A 16,868-nucleotide genomic window follows, 5' to 3' on the forward strand; every position below is an offset into this window, starting at 1 on the left:
GGAGAGGGAAGTGGGGCAAAGTCTATGCAGGGCTACTTAGGTTTTCACGGTAAATCGGGGTACAGGAGGCTCGAACCCAACCTTATCACGGCTCCCAACCGCGACGGAGGCACCTAACAACGGGTGGAGCGAGGGGTGTGGGGTTTGCCTGGCTTCTTCGTCTCGCGGCAAGCGCTCCAGCACGTTCATCCCCTGGAGGCGAAGCGCGGAGCTGGTTTACCAAGGGGAAGGCACCTTACACTCCATCCCTTAAGCCATATCCGGAGGCCATACCTTCAGGTACTTTGCCGCCACCCGCCAAAGCCCCACATCAAAGGTGGCCATGAGGACAGGCACCCCCAAGGTCTCCTGCCAGAGAAGGGCCGCGACAAGATGGGTGGCGTCATAGCCCCGCAGACCTTCCCGCCAGGCCAGGTCCCGCGCCATCTCCAGGAGGAGATCGGTCACCCGCAGGCGGTGCAGGCGGGGCCAGTCCTCCAGGAACGCACCCAAGGCGCTTTGGCCCTCCTCCCGCGCCAGGGCTCCCGTGCGCACCGCTTTGGCCAGGGCGGCGGCCATCTCCACCTGGGCCACCGCCGCGGTGCCCACGGTCTCAGCCCCACGAAGGAGGGTCCGCACCTCGTCGCTGCCCGCCTCGGCCACGTAGCGCTTGACCAGGGCGCTGGTGTCCAGGTAGACCACGGGGGCCACTACCGCTCCTCCACCAGGAGATCCGCCACGCTGGCCCGGCTATAGGCCACAGGCTCCCGGTCGGGAAGCCGCCCCTCCCCCAGGTCCAGAAGGCCCAAGGTGGCCAGAGCCTGGAGGCGGGCCTCGAGGCCTGAGCCTTCGGGCACCAGGCGGGCCACGGGCCTCCCCCGGTCCGTCAGGAGCAGGCTCTCCCCTTGGCGCACCTTGCGCAGGTAAAAGCCCAGACGGTTCTTGAGGAGGCGGAGGGGCACCCGTTCCATGTAGCTATCTTATCACAGCAAGTAGCTGCATCTGAGGGCCTTTGGGAACTCCAATGCTCTTCCAGGTTTCTCTATTCCTGCAGATGAGCCTCCCAAACTCCAAGAGGTGGACCAAAAACAAGAAGCCGTAAAATGACAGCATGCGCAGGAAAAGCCCCTTGCCTTTGCCCCGGCTTGCCCTTGCGGCCCTCTCGGCTCTGGTCCTCCTCCTCTCCGCCTGCCAGAACCTCCTTCAGGTGACCAGGCCCCCCGTGGAGGCCCTGGCGGGGACGGGGGAGCTCCTCGAGGCCCGCCCCGGCGAGACCCGCCAGGTGAAGGTCCGCCTGGCCCAGGGGGCGGAGAGTGCTGAGGTCTACCTGCGCCTGGCCGACCCCTGCGCCAAGGACACGAGCTACTGCCCCGGCTGGGACGCCACCCGCTACCCCGGGGTGGAGCACACCCGGGAGCGGTTCACCCTCACCGCTAACAACCCTGAGGCCACCTTCACCCTCAGCGTGGCCCAGGACGCCCTGCCCCAGGGGCCCTTCAAGTGGGAGCTGGTGGCGGTGGACCAGGGGGGCAGGGAGTGGACCTTCCCCGTGTACCTGCGCATCCCCTACGGGGACCGGGGGGCGGTGGAGACCCTGCGGGAGTGGCGCGCCCGGGCCGGCCTCCCCGGCGTGGAGGAGGACCCCGAGTGGGCCTGGCGGGCCTGGCTCCACAGCCGGTACATGGCGATGAACCATCCTAACGAACTGTCCCACGACGAGGACCTCTCCCAGCCCTTCGCCAGCGAGGAGGGTCGGAGTGCAGGACGGGTGGGCAACGAAACGCATAGCTTCCGGCGCCTGAACGGCCAGCCCTCTTGGTCTCCGGATCAGAACCCGGTCAACGCATGGATGACCGGCCCCTTCCACCGCTTCAACCTCACCTACCCCTGGCCCCTGCGGGTGGGCTCGGGGGCCTACCGGGATGTGGGACCGGTGCCGGGGCTCGGGGACGGTTGGGGGCGTTCCTGGTTCAACTTCCCCAACCTCTCCCCTTGGACCTCGGACCGCCCGGTGCGGGAAGTCCTCTTCCCGGCCCCGGGGATGCCGGTTCCCCTGGCCACCTTTGGCGGTCGGGAGAACCCCAACCCCACCTACCCCTGCTCCCACCCCGAGGCTCCCCGCCAGCGCCCCTTCCTCACCCAGGAAGGGCTCACCTGGGACGACGGCCAGGGGGTGGTGCGGAACCCCATCGGCTTCCCCGTCACCCTCATGACCTTCGCCCAGCAGGACACCCGGGTCCTGGAGGCCAGGGTGGTGAGGGTGTCCGACCAGGCGGTGAACCCGGTCTGCGCCTACGGGAGCCTGCAGTACTGGGAGGACCGCTCCTCCTGGCGGGATGTGGGCCTCCGGATCCTCCAAAGGTTGGGAGCGGTCATCATCTTCCCCCACAAGCCCCTCACCCCCGGAGCGGAGTACGAGGTCTACCTGAAGGCGGAGATCGGCTCCCAGGTGTGGGAAAGGAGCTGGCGCTTCCAGGTGGAGTAGGAAAGGAACCTCTGGCTCCTGCAGCTCCGGTAGGAAAGGGAAGAGGGGGGCGGGGCCCGGAACCCCGCCCCTCTTGGCTTTGCCCTTCAGAGCTTCTTTTCCGCCGCCCGCTTCACCCCGGCCACGCACCGGGCCGCCTGGAGGGGTGGCAGGTCCAGGCAGAGGGCCTCCGCCCGCTTCCTGTCCTTGACCGCCGAGAGCAGGGCGCTTCCCAGGGCCCCGGTGCACACCGTCCCGTCGGGGTTGGCCCCCTCGCAGAGGCGCCAGGCGGCCTGGAGGTTTTCCTTGGGCCGCCGCTCCACCATCTCCATGGCCGCCCCCACCTGGCAGTTAAAGAGCAGGGGGCCCCGTACCTTGCCGCACTCCTCCTTGACCCTGGCCTCGCCTCCCCGGGCGTAGGCTCCCCGGCCCACGTAGCGGGCGCAGGCTTCGGGGTCGGGCAGGCGCTCGCACAGCCGCACGGAGGAGGGGAAGACCACCAGGCGCAGGCCCATCACCTTGGAGCAAGCCCGGGCGGCGGGACCGGAAAGCCCCTGGCAGTACCGCTCGGGGAGGCCCTGGATCTCCTGGGGGATGCGGGCGGCGAAGTACCCCTGTAGGCAGAGGGCCTGCCCCTCCGAGGCCCGGCACAGGGCCGCGGCCAGGGCGGGGGGCAGGAAGGCCAACCCCTGGCCCTGGCGGTAGGGAGGGGCCTCGGCCCACGCCCTGTAGCGGTGGGCAAGGGCCAGGGCCCCCAGCAACCCCAGCAGGGCCAGGAGGGCTGCCAGGAGGCGCTTTGCCCTCACCCTTGCGAACCTACCGGAGGTTGGGCAGGAGCCGCTTGGCCTCCTCGATCTCCGCCCTGCTCAGCCGCCCCTCCCACTCCGGAGCCAGGGACTTGGCCAGGTCGTTCCCACCAGCGGCGGCCTTCAGGAGCCAGGCGTAGCCCTGGGCCCGGCCGCCCGGCAGGTGTCCGTCCAGGAGGCAGAGGCCGTAGATGGCCATGCCCTGAACGTACGCCCTGCTCTGGCTAGCTAGATCACAGGCTTTCTTGGGATCTTTTGGCTCTCCGGCCACCCCGAAGTAGTAGGCCGTGGCGAGGAAGGAGGTAGGTTGCGGGCCCATGCCCACAAGCTGCTTCGCCAGGGCGATGGCCTTGGCCTGGTCGGCAGGCCCGCCGTAGCCGTAGTAGTACATGGGCACTAGGAAGTTCCCCGCAAGCAGGTACCCCTTGTTCATGGCCTCCTCCCAGAGCGCCCGAGCCTTGGCCCAGTCCTGGGGTACGCCTGCAGTAGGGACTCCGACCAAGTGGAACCGTGCCAGGACAGATAGGCTTATCGGATCCCCTGTCTTGGCTAGCTCAACAGCCCTTCTTGCAGCGGAAGCTACTGCCTCTGTGTTGAACTGCCCGGTGCTGTGCGCCTCCACGTATGCGTTCAAAGCCTGCAGCGCTCTGCCCCCAGGGTAGCCACGGGAGCCGGCTTCTTCCAAAAGGGAGAATCCTCGTTTGGAGTCGGCGGGCACCCCATATCCGTTTAGGTAGATGAGGGCCAGAACGGCGCTCGCCCAGCCGCTCCCTTTACCCCTGGCCCACTCCAGGTAGGACCTGGCCTTTGCTAAGTCGCGGGGGTAGGTGATCCCGTTGAGGTAGAGGATCCCAATGGCCGCCCCCGCTTCGGCATCGCCTTGGTTGTAAGCCTCGATAAGGGCGCGCGTGACCTGTGCGTCCCCAGCCTGGGCTTTGGCTACAAGCTCCCATCCCTCCTGCCAGGACAAGGCTAGGGCAGAGTGGGGCAAGACTACCAAGAGGGCCGAGAAAAGGCTACGCTTGAGAAGGCTTCCCATCTCGTTCACCTCGCAAGCAGTATATCCAGCCTGGATGAGAAGCCTACCACGGTTGCTCTGCCAAGAGGCTTCGAGCTATCTCCACCTGCCTTCTATGCTTCTCCACCTGCAGTTTGTTCGGTCCGTAGGGGATTTTAGTAAACCATCCAGAGGGGTCTATCCACTGGTTGGTTCCACCCCCTCCGCCCCCTCCGTCGTCCTCGTTCCCGTTGCTTTGGGAGGCATCCGTGTTTGTTTGGGTAGTAAGCTCGTCTGTCGGCTTGGTAAGTTCGTCTGTCAGCCTGCTGGTGGGCTCGTCTGTCGGCTGGGTGAGGGTTTGGGATTGCGAAGGGTCCGTGCTCTGGTTGCTGGGGTCTGTGCTCTGGTTGCTGGGGTCCGTGCTCTGGTTGCTGGGGTCCGTGCTCTGGGTGGTTTGTGTGGGCGGCTCTGGTGGCTCTTTTATCAACTCACAGTTATTCTGTGTGCTCGTGTTCACCAGCCGACTTTCCACCCTCGAGGTGAACCCCGCCGTCCCCCTCGAGGACACCCCCACCACGTCGGGGCTCCAAACCTTCCAGTCCTGCCAGGTCTCGGTGACGGTGACGCTCCCGATGTAGCCGGGAGGGCAGGCTTCCGTCCGGGTCTGGGTGTAGGCGCGAAGGAGCTGGGAAGCGGGAGCGGTGTAGGCCCCAGGGGCGACCTGGCGGCAGCTTCCGTCCTCGCACAGGGTGCCCGGCAAGGGGCCGGAGTAGGTGGCAGACACCGTCGAGGTTGCCTAAGTACCCCGTCGTGGCTTGCGCCACGACGGGGGCCCCAAAGAGGCGATCAGCAAGCCGCCTTGGCTTTAGCCGATGGGGCAACTCTTGTGCGCGGGTGTTCAGTACCCACGGCGTGGGAGAAACCCCTGGGCGCGTATACTGAACGCATGGAGGCGCCCCTCGCCTACCTCCAGGAGGCCGTGAAAAGGCTGCGGGAGGCCCTGGACCTCGAGGCCCTCTACCTCTTCGGGTCCTACGCCCGGAACACCGCCGACGCCCGCTCTGACCTGGACCTCCTGGTGGTGGCCCGCACCGCCCTGCCTCCCCTAAAGCGCATCGGGTTGGTATTGGAGCTCCTTCAGGACGCGCCCAGGCCCGTGGAGGTCCTGGTGCTCACCCCGGAGGAGCTGGCCGAAAGGCGGGAACTTCCCTTTCTGCAAGGCGTGCTGAAGGAGGCTGTACCCCTTTATGAGCGCGGAAAAGAGGCGGCTTGAGGGGGAGCGCTGGCTCCTCCAGGCCGAGGACGACCTGGAGGCGGGCAAAGCCCTCCTGGCCGCGGGGAAGTACGCCCAGGCCGCCTTCATGGCCCAGCAGGCGGGGGAAAAAGCCCTGAAGGGCCTCTGGCTTGCCCTGGGGCTGGACCCTTGGGGGCACAGCCTCGCCCGGCTCATCAAGGACCTGCCCGGGGAAAGGGGGGAAAGGCTCAGACCCTTACTCCAGCAAGTCTTGCCCCCAACAGGGGCCTATCCGGATGGAGCCATCCACAGCCGCTCCGCCTCCTCGTCCATAAGGCCGTACAACCACGCCACCAGCCGGTCCACGAGCCTATCGGTGGCCTCCAGGCGGCGGTAGAGGGGCCGAAGCTCCTCGAGGGCCCTCTGGCTTTCCTCCATAAGCCGGGCCAGGGTTTTGGGCGTGGTGGGGACCCTCTTGGCCCGGAAGCGCTCCACGATGGCCTCCACGCCCCCTTCCAACCCGTGCCGCGGCTACTCCTCGGCAAGCCACTCTTGACCGAGCCGGTCCGCCTGCGGGAAGGTGTGCTTCACCCACTCCCGCCACTCCCCCTCGAGGGCCAGCCGTTCCCCTTGGGTGCGCTGCATCTCTTGGGCCAGGTAGGCCAGGAAAGCCGCCACCACATCCCTCCTGCCCGCCTGGAGTTGGGCGCGAGCCCAGGCCTCAAGGGCTTCGTACTCCTCTTGCCCGTAGCGCTTCCGAGCCTCGTCCAGGGCCTGGCTTAGCGCTTCCTCTTCCGTGGTCCGCTCTATGCGGGGGATGGGGAGGTGCTGGAGGTGGACGGCGCGAAGCTCAAGCCGACCCCCCTCGTTAGGGTCGCCCAAGGATGAAAGCTTGAGCTTCATAGCCCCAAAGGCGACCCTTGAGTTCAAGACTGCGAGAAGATAGTAGTCCTCTTTGGGTATGAAAAAGAGCTTGTTGTTGATGTAAAAGCCTTTGGCATCTAGGTAAAACCGAGGCTCTTTTGCTATCTCCGGGTAAACAATTTTCGGACCCTCGAGGAGAGAGTAATAGGCCACCGCATCCTGAATTTCGTACCACTTGTAATCTCCTGGCTTCCGCCCAGGCCACTCGCCCTGCTCTTGAGGGTTCCACCCAGCCGGTCTTGGCTCCAGGCGGTGGCGAAACCGCTGCAGATGGCGCTTGATGGCCGGGTAATCCTCTATGCGCACCCCGCGGCGGGTGAAGATCAGGTACTGGGTTTTGGGGTCATTGGGCCACCGAGCGTAGTAGTGCCGCACGTCATCCCCCACCAGAAGGGGTTTGATGAGCTCGGCGCTTTTGGGGTCCTCCTGGATGAGGCGGATGCGGGTAGCCTCATCTATGAAAAAAGCTTCATTAAAGCCGGTCAGTATCCCCCTGTAAAACTCGCCCGCGTACTCCCTCAGGGGCACTCCCACCGCTTCCATCTTTTGCAGGATGGCGTTGATGTTAGCGTCCCCCAAGGTCCAGCCCTCAGGCCGAAAAGCCTCCTCGTCCAAATCCTGCCCCCGCTTCACCAGCTCCTCAAGAGCTTCCTTTCGGGCTTCCGAAGGAGCATGCAAAAGGCTCGCAAACTCCTCCTTGGACACCGGCTTGAACCGCACCGGGCTAAAGCTCCCCGCACTTTCCCTATGAGGCTTCTCTACGATGAATATGGCCGGAAATGTGGCCGCTCCTTCAAACACCGGGTTCTCACCGAAATCAATCACCTCGCGGATGCGCTGCGCAGCAAGCAACCTCCGCAAACCTTCCCCATACGCCGCCCGGGTGAACTGGCGGGATGAAATGAACCCCAGCCGCCCCCCTTCCCTGAGCACGGAAAGCCCCCTGGCAAAGAAGTACACGTACAGGTCAGCGCTCCCGCTGTAGACGCTCTCAAAGGCCTTCTCCAAAAAGGGCTTGTTGGGGGCAATCTGCTCCTGGCGCACGTAGGGCGGGTTGCCGATCACGGCGTCAAAGCCGGGGTTGTGCCTGCGCTCGGAGCTGAAGAAGACCTCGGGAAACTCAAACTCCCAGTGGAAAAAGCGCCGCTCCTGGGCAAGGGCGAGGGCTTCCGGCACGTGGTGCTTTGCGGGCGGGGTGGCCAGATCGGCCAGCTTGAAGGAGGGCAGGTACACCCGGGCCTCCCACAGGGGGGGCAGGGGCTGGCCCCTCTTGGGCTTGGGGGCGAAGAAGCTGGCGGCATAGACGTCCAGGGCCCGGCGGAGGGGAAGGAGGGCGGCCTCGGCCTGGGCGTAAAGCTCCTGGGACAGGGCCACCTCGGCGGGGGTGAGGTCCCGCACGTCCAAAAGCGCTTGGGCCTTGCGGGTGGCCGCCTCCACCTCGGCTTCGATCTCCGTAAGCCACATGGGGTTCTCCCGCTCCACCCAGGCCATGAACTCGTCCCTGGACACACCCAGCACGCTGTTGCCCGTGCGCAGGTGGTGGTCCAGGAAGGAAAGGGGGGCACCCACCGTGAAGGCATCCAGCCACAGGGAGAGCTTGGCCAGCTCCACGGCCATGTCGTTAAGGTCCACGCCGAAGACGCACCGCTTCATCACCATGCGCTTGAGCAGGTTGCTGTCGGAAAGCTGCTCGTCCTTGACCTCGAGGCCGTACTCCCCTATCTGCTGCCGGATTTCCTGGCGAAGCTCCGCCAGGGCATCCAAAACCGGCTCGGCCCGTAGCTCAGCGATGATGCCCGCGAAGCGCTCGGCCAAGAAGTTGACCGCCCCCACCAGAAAGTGGCCCGACCCCATGGCCGGGTCCACCACCTTCACATCCAGAAGGGCTTCCAGGGCACGGCGCCGAAGGTCGGCCAGCCGCTTGGCGCCCTCGTGGGTGGGGTGCTTCTCCTGCCGACGGGCGTGGTGCTGGTACTCCTCCAAGACCTTGCGCAAGGCCTCCTTCCGCCCCTCCACCACGGGCTCCAGGGTGCGGCGGACGATGTACTCCACCACATAGTCGGGAGTGTAGTAGCTTCCCGAGACCTTGCGCTGGCGCTGGTCGTAGACCAGGTAGGGCTTGCCCTTGGGCACCTCATGGAGGGGCTTTTCCTTCGGGGAGAGTTGGGCCTTGGGCTTGTAGACCTCGAGGCCCCCCTCCTTCACCACCGCCAGGTCCTCCTGGGCCACGGCCAAGCGGTACTCCAAAAGCCCCTCATACACCGCCCCCAGCTCCCGCACGGTGAGGTACTTGTAGTCCACGAAGCGAAGCCTTTCCCCCTCATCAGGTTGGCGGGAGAGCCGGTCCAGCGCCGGGGCCAGGAAGGCGTCGGCCACCTTGTGGGTGTCCAGGAAGGGATGCAGGCCCGGCCTGAAGAGCCCCCCGTTGTAGGGGGGAACCTTCAGCCGGCGGTCCCCCTTATCGATGAGGGTGAAGAGGGCGGAAAGGTGCCCCCAAAGAAGGTAGGTGTGTTCGCTGTAGATCTGCCCCTTGTCCATGCCCTCGGCCACCTCCCGGCGGAGCTGGGTCAGGCTCAGGGCCCGGTAGCCCAAGACGTCGTGGACGGGAAGCAGGTTGCGGTCCTCGGCGTAGAGGAGGAAAAGCAGGCGGTAGAGGAGAACCATGGTGGCCCGGTAGGTCTCCCGCAAAACGGCCTCGTCCACCGCCTCCCGCCGGACTTCGGTGTGGTAGCGGAGGAACCCCTCGGCCAAAAGGGGGAAGACCTCCTCAAATACCACCTCCTTGAGCCTCTCCCCCACCCGCAGGCCGTACTGCTCGCTGGCCTCCAGAACCCTCTTGAGGAAGGAGCCCTGAGGGCCTTCCAGGAAGGCCTCGCGGCGGAAGAAGAGCCAGAAGAAGCGGAAGGCTTCGGGGTCCTCGAGGGCCTGCACCAGGTCCACGGCGAAGTAGCGGTTCTGCCGGTCCACGGCCCGCCCCCAGTAGAGCCGCCACTCCCGGCCGTTGGTCAGGATGCCCCACTCCAGCCCCGTGGACTGCAGATAACCGCTCAGCTGGAAGGAAGGGGTCACGGGGTTCGGGGCCAGGTCCCTGGCATCCCGCTTCTTGACGTCCAGGTCCCGGCCAAAGTATTTGGCCTCGGCCAGCGCCAAGGCGGGGGCGAGGCGCTTGGCCTCCTCCTTCTGCACCACGGCCTTCGCCTTGGTGTCCTCGTCGGGGTAGAGCACGTAGTCGGGGCGTTGAAGGCTCCCAGAGGCCTTTTGGGCGTCCTGGACCCAGTAGGCGAAGCCCAAGGCCTTGAGGACGGGTTGGATGAACTCCTCTTCCGTTTGCGACTCGTTGGCGTTTTCCAGGATTGCCCGCTTGGAGCGGTAAAGCTCCAGGAGTTCCCGGCGCACGGGCTCGGGGTCCTCGCTCCACTCGGGAGTTTCCCGGAGGCGGACCTCGAGGTAGTGCTCGCTGAAAAGCCCCTGGTTCCGGTAGGGGCGCTTTCTAAAGAGCCCCTCCTGTTCCGCCTGGGCCTGCAGGATGTCCTTCACCCATTGGGCGGCCTCGAGGGGGTCTTTCCCCTGGCGCTGGAACTCGCAAAGCCGTCCCAGCAGGTTCTCTACCCCCTGGGCGTCCGCCCGGGCCAGGCGGCGCTCCTGGTCCTGGTAGAGGAGCTGGAAGTCCTTCTGGTCCTTGCTGAAGAGGACCAAAGCCGCCACCCCTGCCTTGGCCAGGTGGGCGGCCACGGGCTCCACGGGGGGCGTGGCCTTATAGCCCACCCGGTAGACGCGGAAGAGGCCGCCAAAGTCCAAAAGGAGCTCCCCGGGCACCTCGCCGAACCGGGCGGGCATAGGGGTCAGGCAGTCGGGCATGGGACCCCCCTTCCCGCGGACCTACGCCTTGCGGGTCAGGCCCAGCTCCTTGGCCAGGGCCTGGAGGTGCCTTTCCACTGCCTTCCGCTTCTCGGGAGGGAGGGCCTCGAGGTCCAGCCGGGAGAGCTTCGCCAGCACCTCCTTGTGCCAGGGCGGGGGAGGAGCTTCTTGGCGGAGAAGCTCCCGCACCTTGGCCTTAAGCTCCCGCAAGGAGAGCCCCGCTTTGGCCTCCTCCAGGAGCTTCCGCCGCTCCCCTTCGTCTTTCACCTTCTTGAGCTCCAGGGCGGCGGTGTAGGGGATGGCGCCCTCGAGGAGAGCCTCCTGGAGGTCCGGGGGGAGGTTGAGGAGGGGGAGGCGGTGGCGGACAAAGCTTGACCAGTCCATGCGCCCCAGGAGGCGGAAAACCTCCTCCACCCTCTGGGCCTCGGGGCTACCCGCAACGTTGCGGGTAGATTTCCCCCTCGCCTCATTCCACATCCGGTGGAGAAGGCTAATCACCTCCTCCCTGCTCTTGGAAAGCTCCAGGGCCAGGAGGTCCAGGACGGCCACCGTCTCCTCGTAGGGGTTCAGGTCCTCCCGCTGGAGGTTCTCCATGAGGGCGATGGCCTGGGCGGCCTTCTCGTCCAGCCCCTCGAGGACCACCACGGGAACCTCGGAAAGCCCCGCCATCTGGGCGGCCCGGTACCGCCTTTCCCCGGCCACGATCTCGTACCGCCCGTCCCCAAGGGGGCGGACCAAAAGGGGCTCCAGCACCCCGTGGGCCCGGATGGACTCCGCCAGGGCCTTCAGGGAGGCTTCCTCAAAGCGCCGCCGGGGCTGGGGCCGGGGCACCAGCTCGGCCAGGAGAAGGGTGGAGGAAGCGGGCTTCTTGGCCTCCTCCACCAGGCCCTTCAGGTAGGCGCGGATGGCGCTCATGCCGGCACCTCCTCGAGGCGGAAGACCCGCTCCAGCAGGAAGTCGGCCAGGCGGGCGATCTCCTCGGCGGCCTCCTTGTCCCCGGTGGCCTGGATGGGCACCTGCTCCTCCGTGGCCCGCCGGTGGGGGCCGGGGCGGTAGGCCACCCGGGGCGCCACCGGGGCCACCTCCTCGAGGTCCTGGATGGCCTGGAGCACCCGGTTATCCCCCTGGGTGCGGGCGTCGTACTTGGTGGGGATGAAGGCGCGGATGATGTGGGACCGGCCCGCCACCGCATCCGGGGCCACCTTGCGCAAGGCCTCCCGGTACTCCCGGGCCACATGGATCACCGCCTGCAGGGCCTGCACCCCCTTGGCCCCCGTTTCCACGGGCACCAATAGCCCATCCCCCGCCAGGGCGGCCATCACCGCCAAGGAGCCCAGGGAGGGCAGGGAGTCCACCAGGATGAGGTCGTAGCCGTCGGTGCGCTCCAAGGCGGTGCGCAGGGCCAAGGCCCCCAAGGGCTTGCGGTCCAGCTCCAGCTCCCCCAGGGCCAGGTTCACCGAGGCAGGCACCAGGTGGAGGTTCCGCCCCACCTGCCGCGGGCGGGGCAGGAAGTCCTGGCGGATCACCTGGAGCAAGGTTTCCTCGTCCTCCACGCGGCCGGGGTCCACCCCCAGCCAGGCGGTGAGGTTGGCCTGGGGGTCGGCGTCAATGAGGAGCACCCGGTAGCCCCTCGAGGCCATCTCAAAGCCCAGGTCCCGGGCCAGGGAGGTCTTGCCTGCACCGCCTGCGTGGGTGAAGAGGGTGAAGATCTGGCCCCGGCCCTCCGGCCCCTCCACCACCTCGGGGACGTACCAATAATGCCCCAGGCGGACGGCCTCGAGGCGGCCTTCCCGGATCCACTTGCGGGCCAGGCTTTCCGACATCCCCTCCCGCCGGGCCCACTCCGTCAGCGGCACCAGCCTTTCCCGTTTCATATCGGAAGGATACCGGCCTAGTACGCCCTAGCGCAAGCCCGTGGGGCGGAAGGAGTGGGAAGGGCCTCGAGGCGGCCATCCTGGGCCGGGAGGGGTACACGCCCTTTTACTTGTGTGGATGGTAGCAACTACCAAAACCTGCCTATGCCCGCTTCTAAGGCATGCCTTAGGCTTTACCAAAACGAAGAAACTATGGCAAAGGCCTCGTTTGGGCATAAAGTGCACTCGGTCTAAGACAGCAGGGTTGTGGTATAATGCCCCCGTCCGGAACCCCGGACGGGCATCTTGAAAGCCAGCTTCCTCCGTCCTGCACGCGAATATGCGTTTTCCCCTTTTCATCGCCCCCTTCTCCTGTGGCTTCCCAAGGGCGCAAACCCTCAAAAACCCCCGTTATTCGCCCCTCGCATATTCCAAGCTTCATGCTTCTCACAAATCCCCCCCTCGGGAGCCCGCTCCAGGACGATGTGCAGAGGGGGTACCTGTTGCACGAGGTTTAGCCCCGTAAGGGGATTGCGACTACACCCACGCACGCTCCACCTTGGTTCCGTCCGGGAGCTCAAAGTTGCACGAGGTTTAGCCCCGTAAGGGGATTGCGACACTGACCAGTCAGTCATATAGGGCCCAGAAAGTAAGGGGCGGGTTGCACGAGGTTTAGCCCCGTAAGGGGATTGCGACCAGATTGGGTAGGGGATTCCCCCTTCCCGCCACCGGGCAGGTTGCACGAGGTTTAGCCCCGTAAGGGGATCGCAAAAACCAGGCCCCTCGAGGCCCCTACAAGGGCAACACCAGGGGCCTCTCCCGCCCAAAGTGCAGGAGGAGCACCCCTTCCCCCGACTCCAAGAGGGCCAGCAGAGCCTCCCGCATGCCCAGGAGGAGCTCCCGGTGGGCCTTGGGAAGCCCCGCCAAGGCCCTGTCCAGCCCCTCCGGCCCCTCCTCCCACCACACGGCCAGGGCCTTCAGGGGGCGCTTCCCCCTCCTGGCCTCCCCGTAGGCCAGGGCCTCCTCCAAAAGGGCCTGGCGGTCCGGTGGGGGCGGGCCCTGGAGGCTGGGGGAGAGCTTGATCTCCACCGCCCCCACCCGTTCCCCCCGCAGGCGGTAGGTGCCGGGGGGAAGGAGGCGGGCAGGGTTGCGCCCTGGGGGAAAGTGCACCAGGAGGGTGTGCCCCCGCACCTCCACCCGCACGTGGGTGGCCAGGGTGGGCACCTTGCGGGGAGCCTTCTCCTTGGCCGCAGGTCTGGCGGGAGGCTTCTCCTCCGGCTCAGGCGCCGGGGCGGGCTCCAGGGAAACCGCTTCCTCCACCCGGGGGATGCGGCTTGGGCGGCCCTCGAGGGCCCGGGACAGGGTGTGCAGGGCCTGGGGCTCCCCGTGGACCAGGAGGGTGAGGCGGGCGGGGTAGCGGGAGAGGAGGTTGAGGATCCCCGCCCGGTCCGCGTGGGCGGAGAGGTGGAAGCGCTCCACCTGCGAATCCACCCGCACCAGAACCCGCTCCTCCCCCACGGGAAGGAGGAGCTCATCCCCCCTCTTGAGCTCCAGGAGGCGGCGGCCCGGGCTTTCCTCGTCCTGGTAGCCCACCAGAAGGAGGGCGCTTCCCTCCTCACGGAGGAAGTGGCTGGCCCAAAGGGGGCTTGGGCCCCCGCTCAGCATCCCCCCCGAGGCCAGGACCACCATGGGGCTCCCCGAGAGGAGGAGCTCCGCCCGGTGGCGGGCGTCCCTCACCTCCACCACCCCTTCCCGCAGGAAAAGGGGCATGCGGCTGTTGGTCCTGAGGTTCCTTAAGGCCTCGGGCAGGAAGTCCGCCAGGTCCTCCTCGTAGGCCCGGGTGATGGTGCGCACCAGGCCGTCCAGCACCACCGGCACCTTGGGCACCAGGCCCGTCCGCATCCCCTCCAGGAGGTGGAAGAGCAGGTCCTGGGCCCGGCCCAGGGCGAAGGTGGGGATCAGGACCCGTCCCCCCTCCCGCAGGGTCCGGCCCACCAACGAGAGGAACTCCCGCACCTGCTCCTTGCGGCTCGGCAGGAAGGTGTCCCCGTAAGTGCCCTCGGAAACCAAGAGGTCCACCCCCTGGGGCTCAGGGGGGAAGTGGGCGGGGTCCGTGGTGGGGGTGGCGGTGAGGGAAAAGTCCCCCAGGTGCAAGGCCCTTCCCCCCTTGCCCTCCAGCAGGTAGCCCACCGCCCCCAGGAGGTGGCCCGCCGGCAGGGGCAAAACCCGCACCCCCTTCACCGCAAAGGGCTCAAAGGGGCGTATCTCCACCGCCTCCAGGAGAGCCCTGGCCGCCTCCCTCTCGGTGTAGAGCTCGGCCCCCAGGGCCCGGCCCAGGCGGGCCGAGTCCAGGAGGACCTCCAGGGCCAGGCGCAGGGTGGGGCGGGTGGCAAAGAGGGGCACCTTGGGGAAGCGCCGCCTGAGGAGGGGCAAGGCCCCCACGTGGTCCAGGTGGGCGTGGGTGAGGAGAACGGCATCGGGAGGCTCGGAGAGGAGGTCCAGGCGGGGGAGGGCCGCTTCCCCCAGCAGGCTCGGGCGGAGGCCCACGTCCACCAAAAAGCGCACCCCGTCCACCGTGAGGAGGTGGGCGCTGGCCCCCACCTCGAGGGCACCCCCCAAGGCCAGGAAGGAGAGGCTCATGGGGAAAAGTTTACCCGAGGCGCCGTGCCTGACCCTGCTGCGCTCCGTCCCGCCCGAGGCGCAGCAAGCTCTTTGCTGCATCTCCAAACTGCACCCCTAGGCCATCCCGGAAGCCACCATAGGCTGGATTGACCACAAAGAAACGCGCCTGATGATGATTCTTCTTTTAAGTGATTAAGAAGACACTATGACTAAATGATGATCATCAACAGGGGCCGGGGGTGGGGCGGGGGAAAGCCCGTCAGGGACGCAAGCACCCCGGTAAAACTCCCCAAGTCTTCCGATAGAACTCCCCAAGTCTTCCGATACCAACTCCCCAAGTCTTCCGATACCTCCCCTCCAAACTCCCCAAGTCTTCCGATACCAATTCCCCAAGTCTTCCGATACCAACTCCCCAAGTCTTCCGATACCTCCCCTCCAAACTCCCCAAGTCTTCCGATACCAATTCCCCAAGTCTTCCGATACCAACTCCCCAAGTCTTCCGATACCTCCCCTCCAAACTCCCCAAGTCTTCCGATACCAATTCCCCAAGTCTTCCGATACCAACTCCCCAAGTCTTCCGATACCCTGGCCGGCAAACTCCCCAAGTCTTCCGATAGTTTTGGGGGCGAACTCCCCAAGTCTTCCGATACCGCCTTGCCCCCGGAAAAAGCCCGTGGGAAGGGAAGACTTTTGGGGGTCCCCCCTGGGACCCCCCACGAACGCCCCAAGTCTTCCGATACCTCACCCCTCGAGGCCCTCGCGGAAAGCTTGGAGCCATTCCTCTAAACGCCCTTCGCCGGCGGCCCGCTTGAGCTCCTCCACCAAGGCCTTGGGCTCGAGGGCGCCCGCCTCCAAAAGCCGGGTGAGCTCCTCCAGCTCCCCCACGCTGATCCGGCTCCTCAGCACCAGCTGGGCCACCTGCACCGCCCGGCGCACCTGGGCCTCCTTGGGCATGCTCTGCCACTCCCGCTCCGCCTCCTCCTCGATGCGGCGGGCCTCCTCCTCCTCCCGGTGGGCCTGCTCCCGCTTGGGTAGGGGAGAGGGGAGGGCGCGGCTGTATTTGCCCTCCTCGTCCCGGATCACGTCCACCAGGAAGCCCAGGCGGTTCTTGGGCTTGTACCCCGAGGCCAGGATGCTCCGGTAAAGCTCGAGGCGGTCCTTGATGCGGGCCAGGGAGTACCGCCGGGCCAGGGAGTAGGCGGAGGTGAAGGAAAGCCCCTCGGCCATGAGGAGGTCCACCGCCTCCATGTCCGCCACCCCGCCCGCCTCCTCGCCAAAGACGTAGACGATGGTCTGGTTCTGCCCGCGGCCCACGTACTCCACCGACTGGAGGTAGCGGCGGGAGATGAGCTCCTCATGGGCGGGCTCGAGGGTCCGCCGCACCTTGTCGGGGCGCTTGTGGACGATCTTGCAGGCGGCGGCCCACTCCATGAGGTTCACCTCGAAGCGGGCCAGGGGCGCGGGGTGCTCGGGGGAGAAGCGCTGGGCGTCCAGGAGGCGGTAGAGGGCGCGGCTTAGGGGGCGGCGGAGGCTGGCCATGAACTCGATGTCGATGGGCTTCACGTAGTTTTGCTTCAGGGAGCGGACGATCTCCTTGGCCAGGGTGATGCGGAGGACGCTGGAGCGGTCCAGGCGCCCGTCCTGGCTGCTGGTGTACTCCAGCTTCTCGATGTAGCGGAAGGTGACGCTCTGCCAGCGCCCGTCCGAGCGCCAGGCCTCGGAGAGGACGTAGGTGGCGGTGGTGAGGCGCAGGAGGCTTTCCTTGAGGGCCTGGTAGTAGTAGCCCGAGGTGTCCAGGCCCATGAGCTTGAGGATCTGGTAGGGGGTGGCGGTGAAGGTGCCGTCCTCCGGGCTTCCAGCGTTGAAGTAGAGGGCGATGAGGGCTAGGGAGACCTCGTTGTCCAGCCCGTGGGGCACACCCCCCACCTTGTCGCTGGCGTAGCAGGCCAGCTTCACCGGCTTGCCCAGAAACTCAAACTCCTCCTCCCAGGAGGAGTAGCCCTCGGGGATGCGCTCCTGGATGGAGATCAGGCCCAAGCGGGCCACGTTGGCCTCGTCGAAGTGCTTGGCCTTGGGGACTAGGTCTTTGGGGGCGGGGCGTTTGGAGGCCATTTTGCTCTAGTCTATCCTG

The 16,868-nt window shown here is 66.5% G+C and carries 13 protein-coding genes; 4 read left to right on the forward strand and 9 right to left on the reverse strand.

Annotated elements, in window-relative coordinates; all coding sequences use genetic code 11:
- Positions 1 to 249 precede the first annotated feature (249 nt).
- Complete coding sequence (locus L1087_RS12055) at positions 250 to 690, reverse strand: type II toxin-antitoxin system VapC family toxin (RefSeq protein WP_234559155.1); 441 nt, start codon at positions 688 to 690, stop codon at positions 250 to 252.
- Positions 690 to 950, reverse strand: a complete 261-nt coding sequence (locus L1087_RS12060; RefSeq protein ID WP_038044013.1) for a type II toxin-antitoxin system Phd/YefM family antitoxin — start codon at positions 948 to 950, stop codon at positions 690 to 692. The genes L1087_RS12055 and L1087_RS12060 overlap by 1 nt, the downstream gene beginning before the upstream one ends.
- 140 nt (positions 951 to 1,090) lie before the next feature.
- On the opposite strand from L1087_RS12060, the gene L1087_RS12065 reads away from it, so the two are divergent.
- Positions 1,091 to 2,464: a CAP domain-containing protein gene (locus tag L1087_RS12065; protein WP_234559156.1), complete on the forward strand. Its 1,374-nt coding sequence runs from the start codon at positions 1,091 to 1,093 to the stop codon at positions 2,462 to 2,464.
- Between the two features lie 86 nt (positions 2,465 to 2,550).
- Here L1087_RS12065 and L1087_RS12070 read toward each other — a convergent pair whose 3' ends face one another.
- A complete protein-coding gene (locus tag L1087_RS12070; protein ID WP_234559157.1) occupies positions 2,551 to 3,249 on the reverse strand; it encodes a hypothetical protein in 699 nt (232 codons plus the stop codon).
- A gap of 10 nt (positions 3,250 to 3,259) precedes the next feature.
- A complete protein-coding gene (locus tag L1087_RS12075; RefSeq protein WP_234559169.1) occupies positions 3,260 to 4,288 on the reverse strand; it encodes a tetratricopeptide repeat protein in 1,029 nt (342 codons plus the stop codon).
- A 467-nt stretch (positions 4,289 to 4,755) separates the two neighbouring features.
- On the opposite strand from L1087_RS12075, the gene L1087_RS13240 reads away from it, so the two are divergent.
- From L1087_RS13240 to L1087_RS12085, 3 genes are all read left to right on the forward strand, one after another.
- A complete protein-coding gene (locus L1087_RS13240; RefSeq protein WP_267964918.1) occupies positions 4,756 to 4,884 on the forward strand; it encodes a hypothetical protein in 129 nt (42 codons plus the stop codon).
- Between the two features lie 308 nt (positions 4,885 to 5,192).
- Positions 5,193 to 5,519, forward strand: a complete 327-nt coding sequence (locus L1087_RS12080) for a nucleotidyltransferase domain-containing protein (RefSeq protein ID WP_234559158.1) — start codon at positions 5,193 to 5,195, stop codon at positions 5,517 to 5,519.
- Complete coding sequence (locus tag L1087_RS12085) at positions 5,494 to 5,877, forward strand: HEPN domain-containing protein (RefSeq protein ID WP_234559159.1); 384 nt, start codon at positions 5,494 to 5,496, stop codon at positions 5,875 to 5,877. The genes L1087_RS12080 and L1087_RS12085 overlap by 26 nt, the downstream gene beginning before the upstream one ends.
- A gap of 134 nt (positions 5,878 to 6,011) precedes the next feature.
- On the opposite strand, the gene L1087_RS12090 is transcribed toward L1087_RS12085, so the two are convergent.
- From L1087_RS12090 to L1087_RS12110, 5 genes are all read right to left on the reverse strand, one after another.
- On the reverse strand, positions 6,012 to 10,262 hold the full coding sequence (locus L1087_RS12090) for an Eco57I restriction-modification methylase domain-containing protein (RefSeq protein ID WP_234559160.1): 4,251 nt from the start codon (positions 10,260 to 10,262) through the stop codon (positions 6,012 to 6,014).
- A 21-nt stretch (positions 10,263 to 10,283) separates the two neighbouring features.
- Positions 10,284 to 11,177: a ParB/RepB/Spo0J family partition protein gene (locus tag L1087_RS12095; protein ID WP_234559161.1), complete on the reverse strand. Its 894-nt coding sequence runs from the start codon at positions 11,175 to 11,177 to the stop codon at positions 10,284 to 10,286.
- Positions 11,174 to 12,136 carry a ParA family protein gene (locus L1087_RS12100; protein ID WP_234559163.1) on the reverse strand — a complete coding sequence of 321 codons (963 nt, stop codon included), beginning with the start codon at positions 12,134 to 12,136 and terminating at the stop codon, positions 11,174 to 11,176. The genes L1087_RS12095 and L1087_RS12100 overlap by 4 nt, the downstream gene beginning before the upstream one ends.
- 771 nt (positions 12,137 to 12,907) lie before the next feature.
- The gene (locus L1087_RS12105) at positions 12,908 to 14,755 is read right to left on the reverse strand and encodes an MBL fold metallo-hydrolase (RefSeq protein ID WP_234559164.1); all 1,848 of its coding nucleotides are present in this window, start codon (positions 14,753 to 14,755) and stop codon (positions 12,908 to 12,910) included.
- A 723-nt stretch (positions 14,756 to 15,478) separates the two neighbouring features.
- The gene (locus L1087_RS12110) at positions 15,479 to 16,849 is read right to left on the reverse strand and encodes a replication initiator protein A (RefSeq protein WP_234554316.1); all 1,371 of its coding nucleotides are present in this window, start codon (positions 16,847 to 16,849) and stop codon (positions 15,479 to 15,481) included.
- Positions 16,850 to 16,868: the final 19 nt, after the last annotated feature.

Origin of the sequence: Thermus tengchongensis (assembly GCF_021462405.1) — a bacterium.
In the GTDB taxonomy this organism is placed as follows: domain Bacteria; phylum Deinococcota; class Deinococci; order Deinococcales; family Thermaceae; genus Thermus; species Thermus tengchongensis.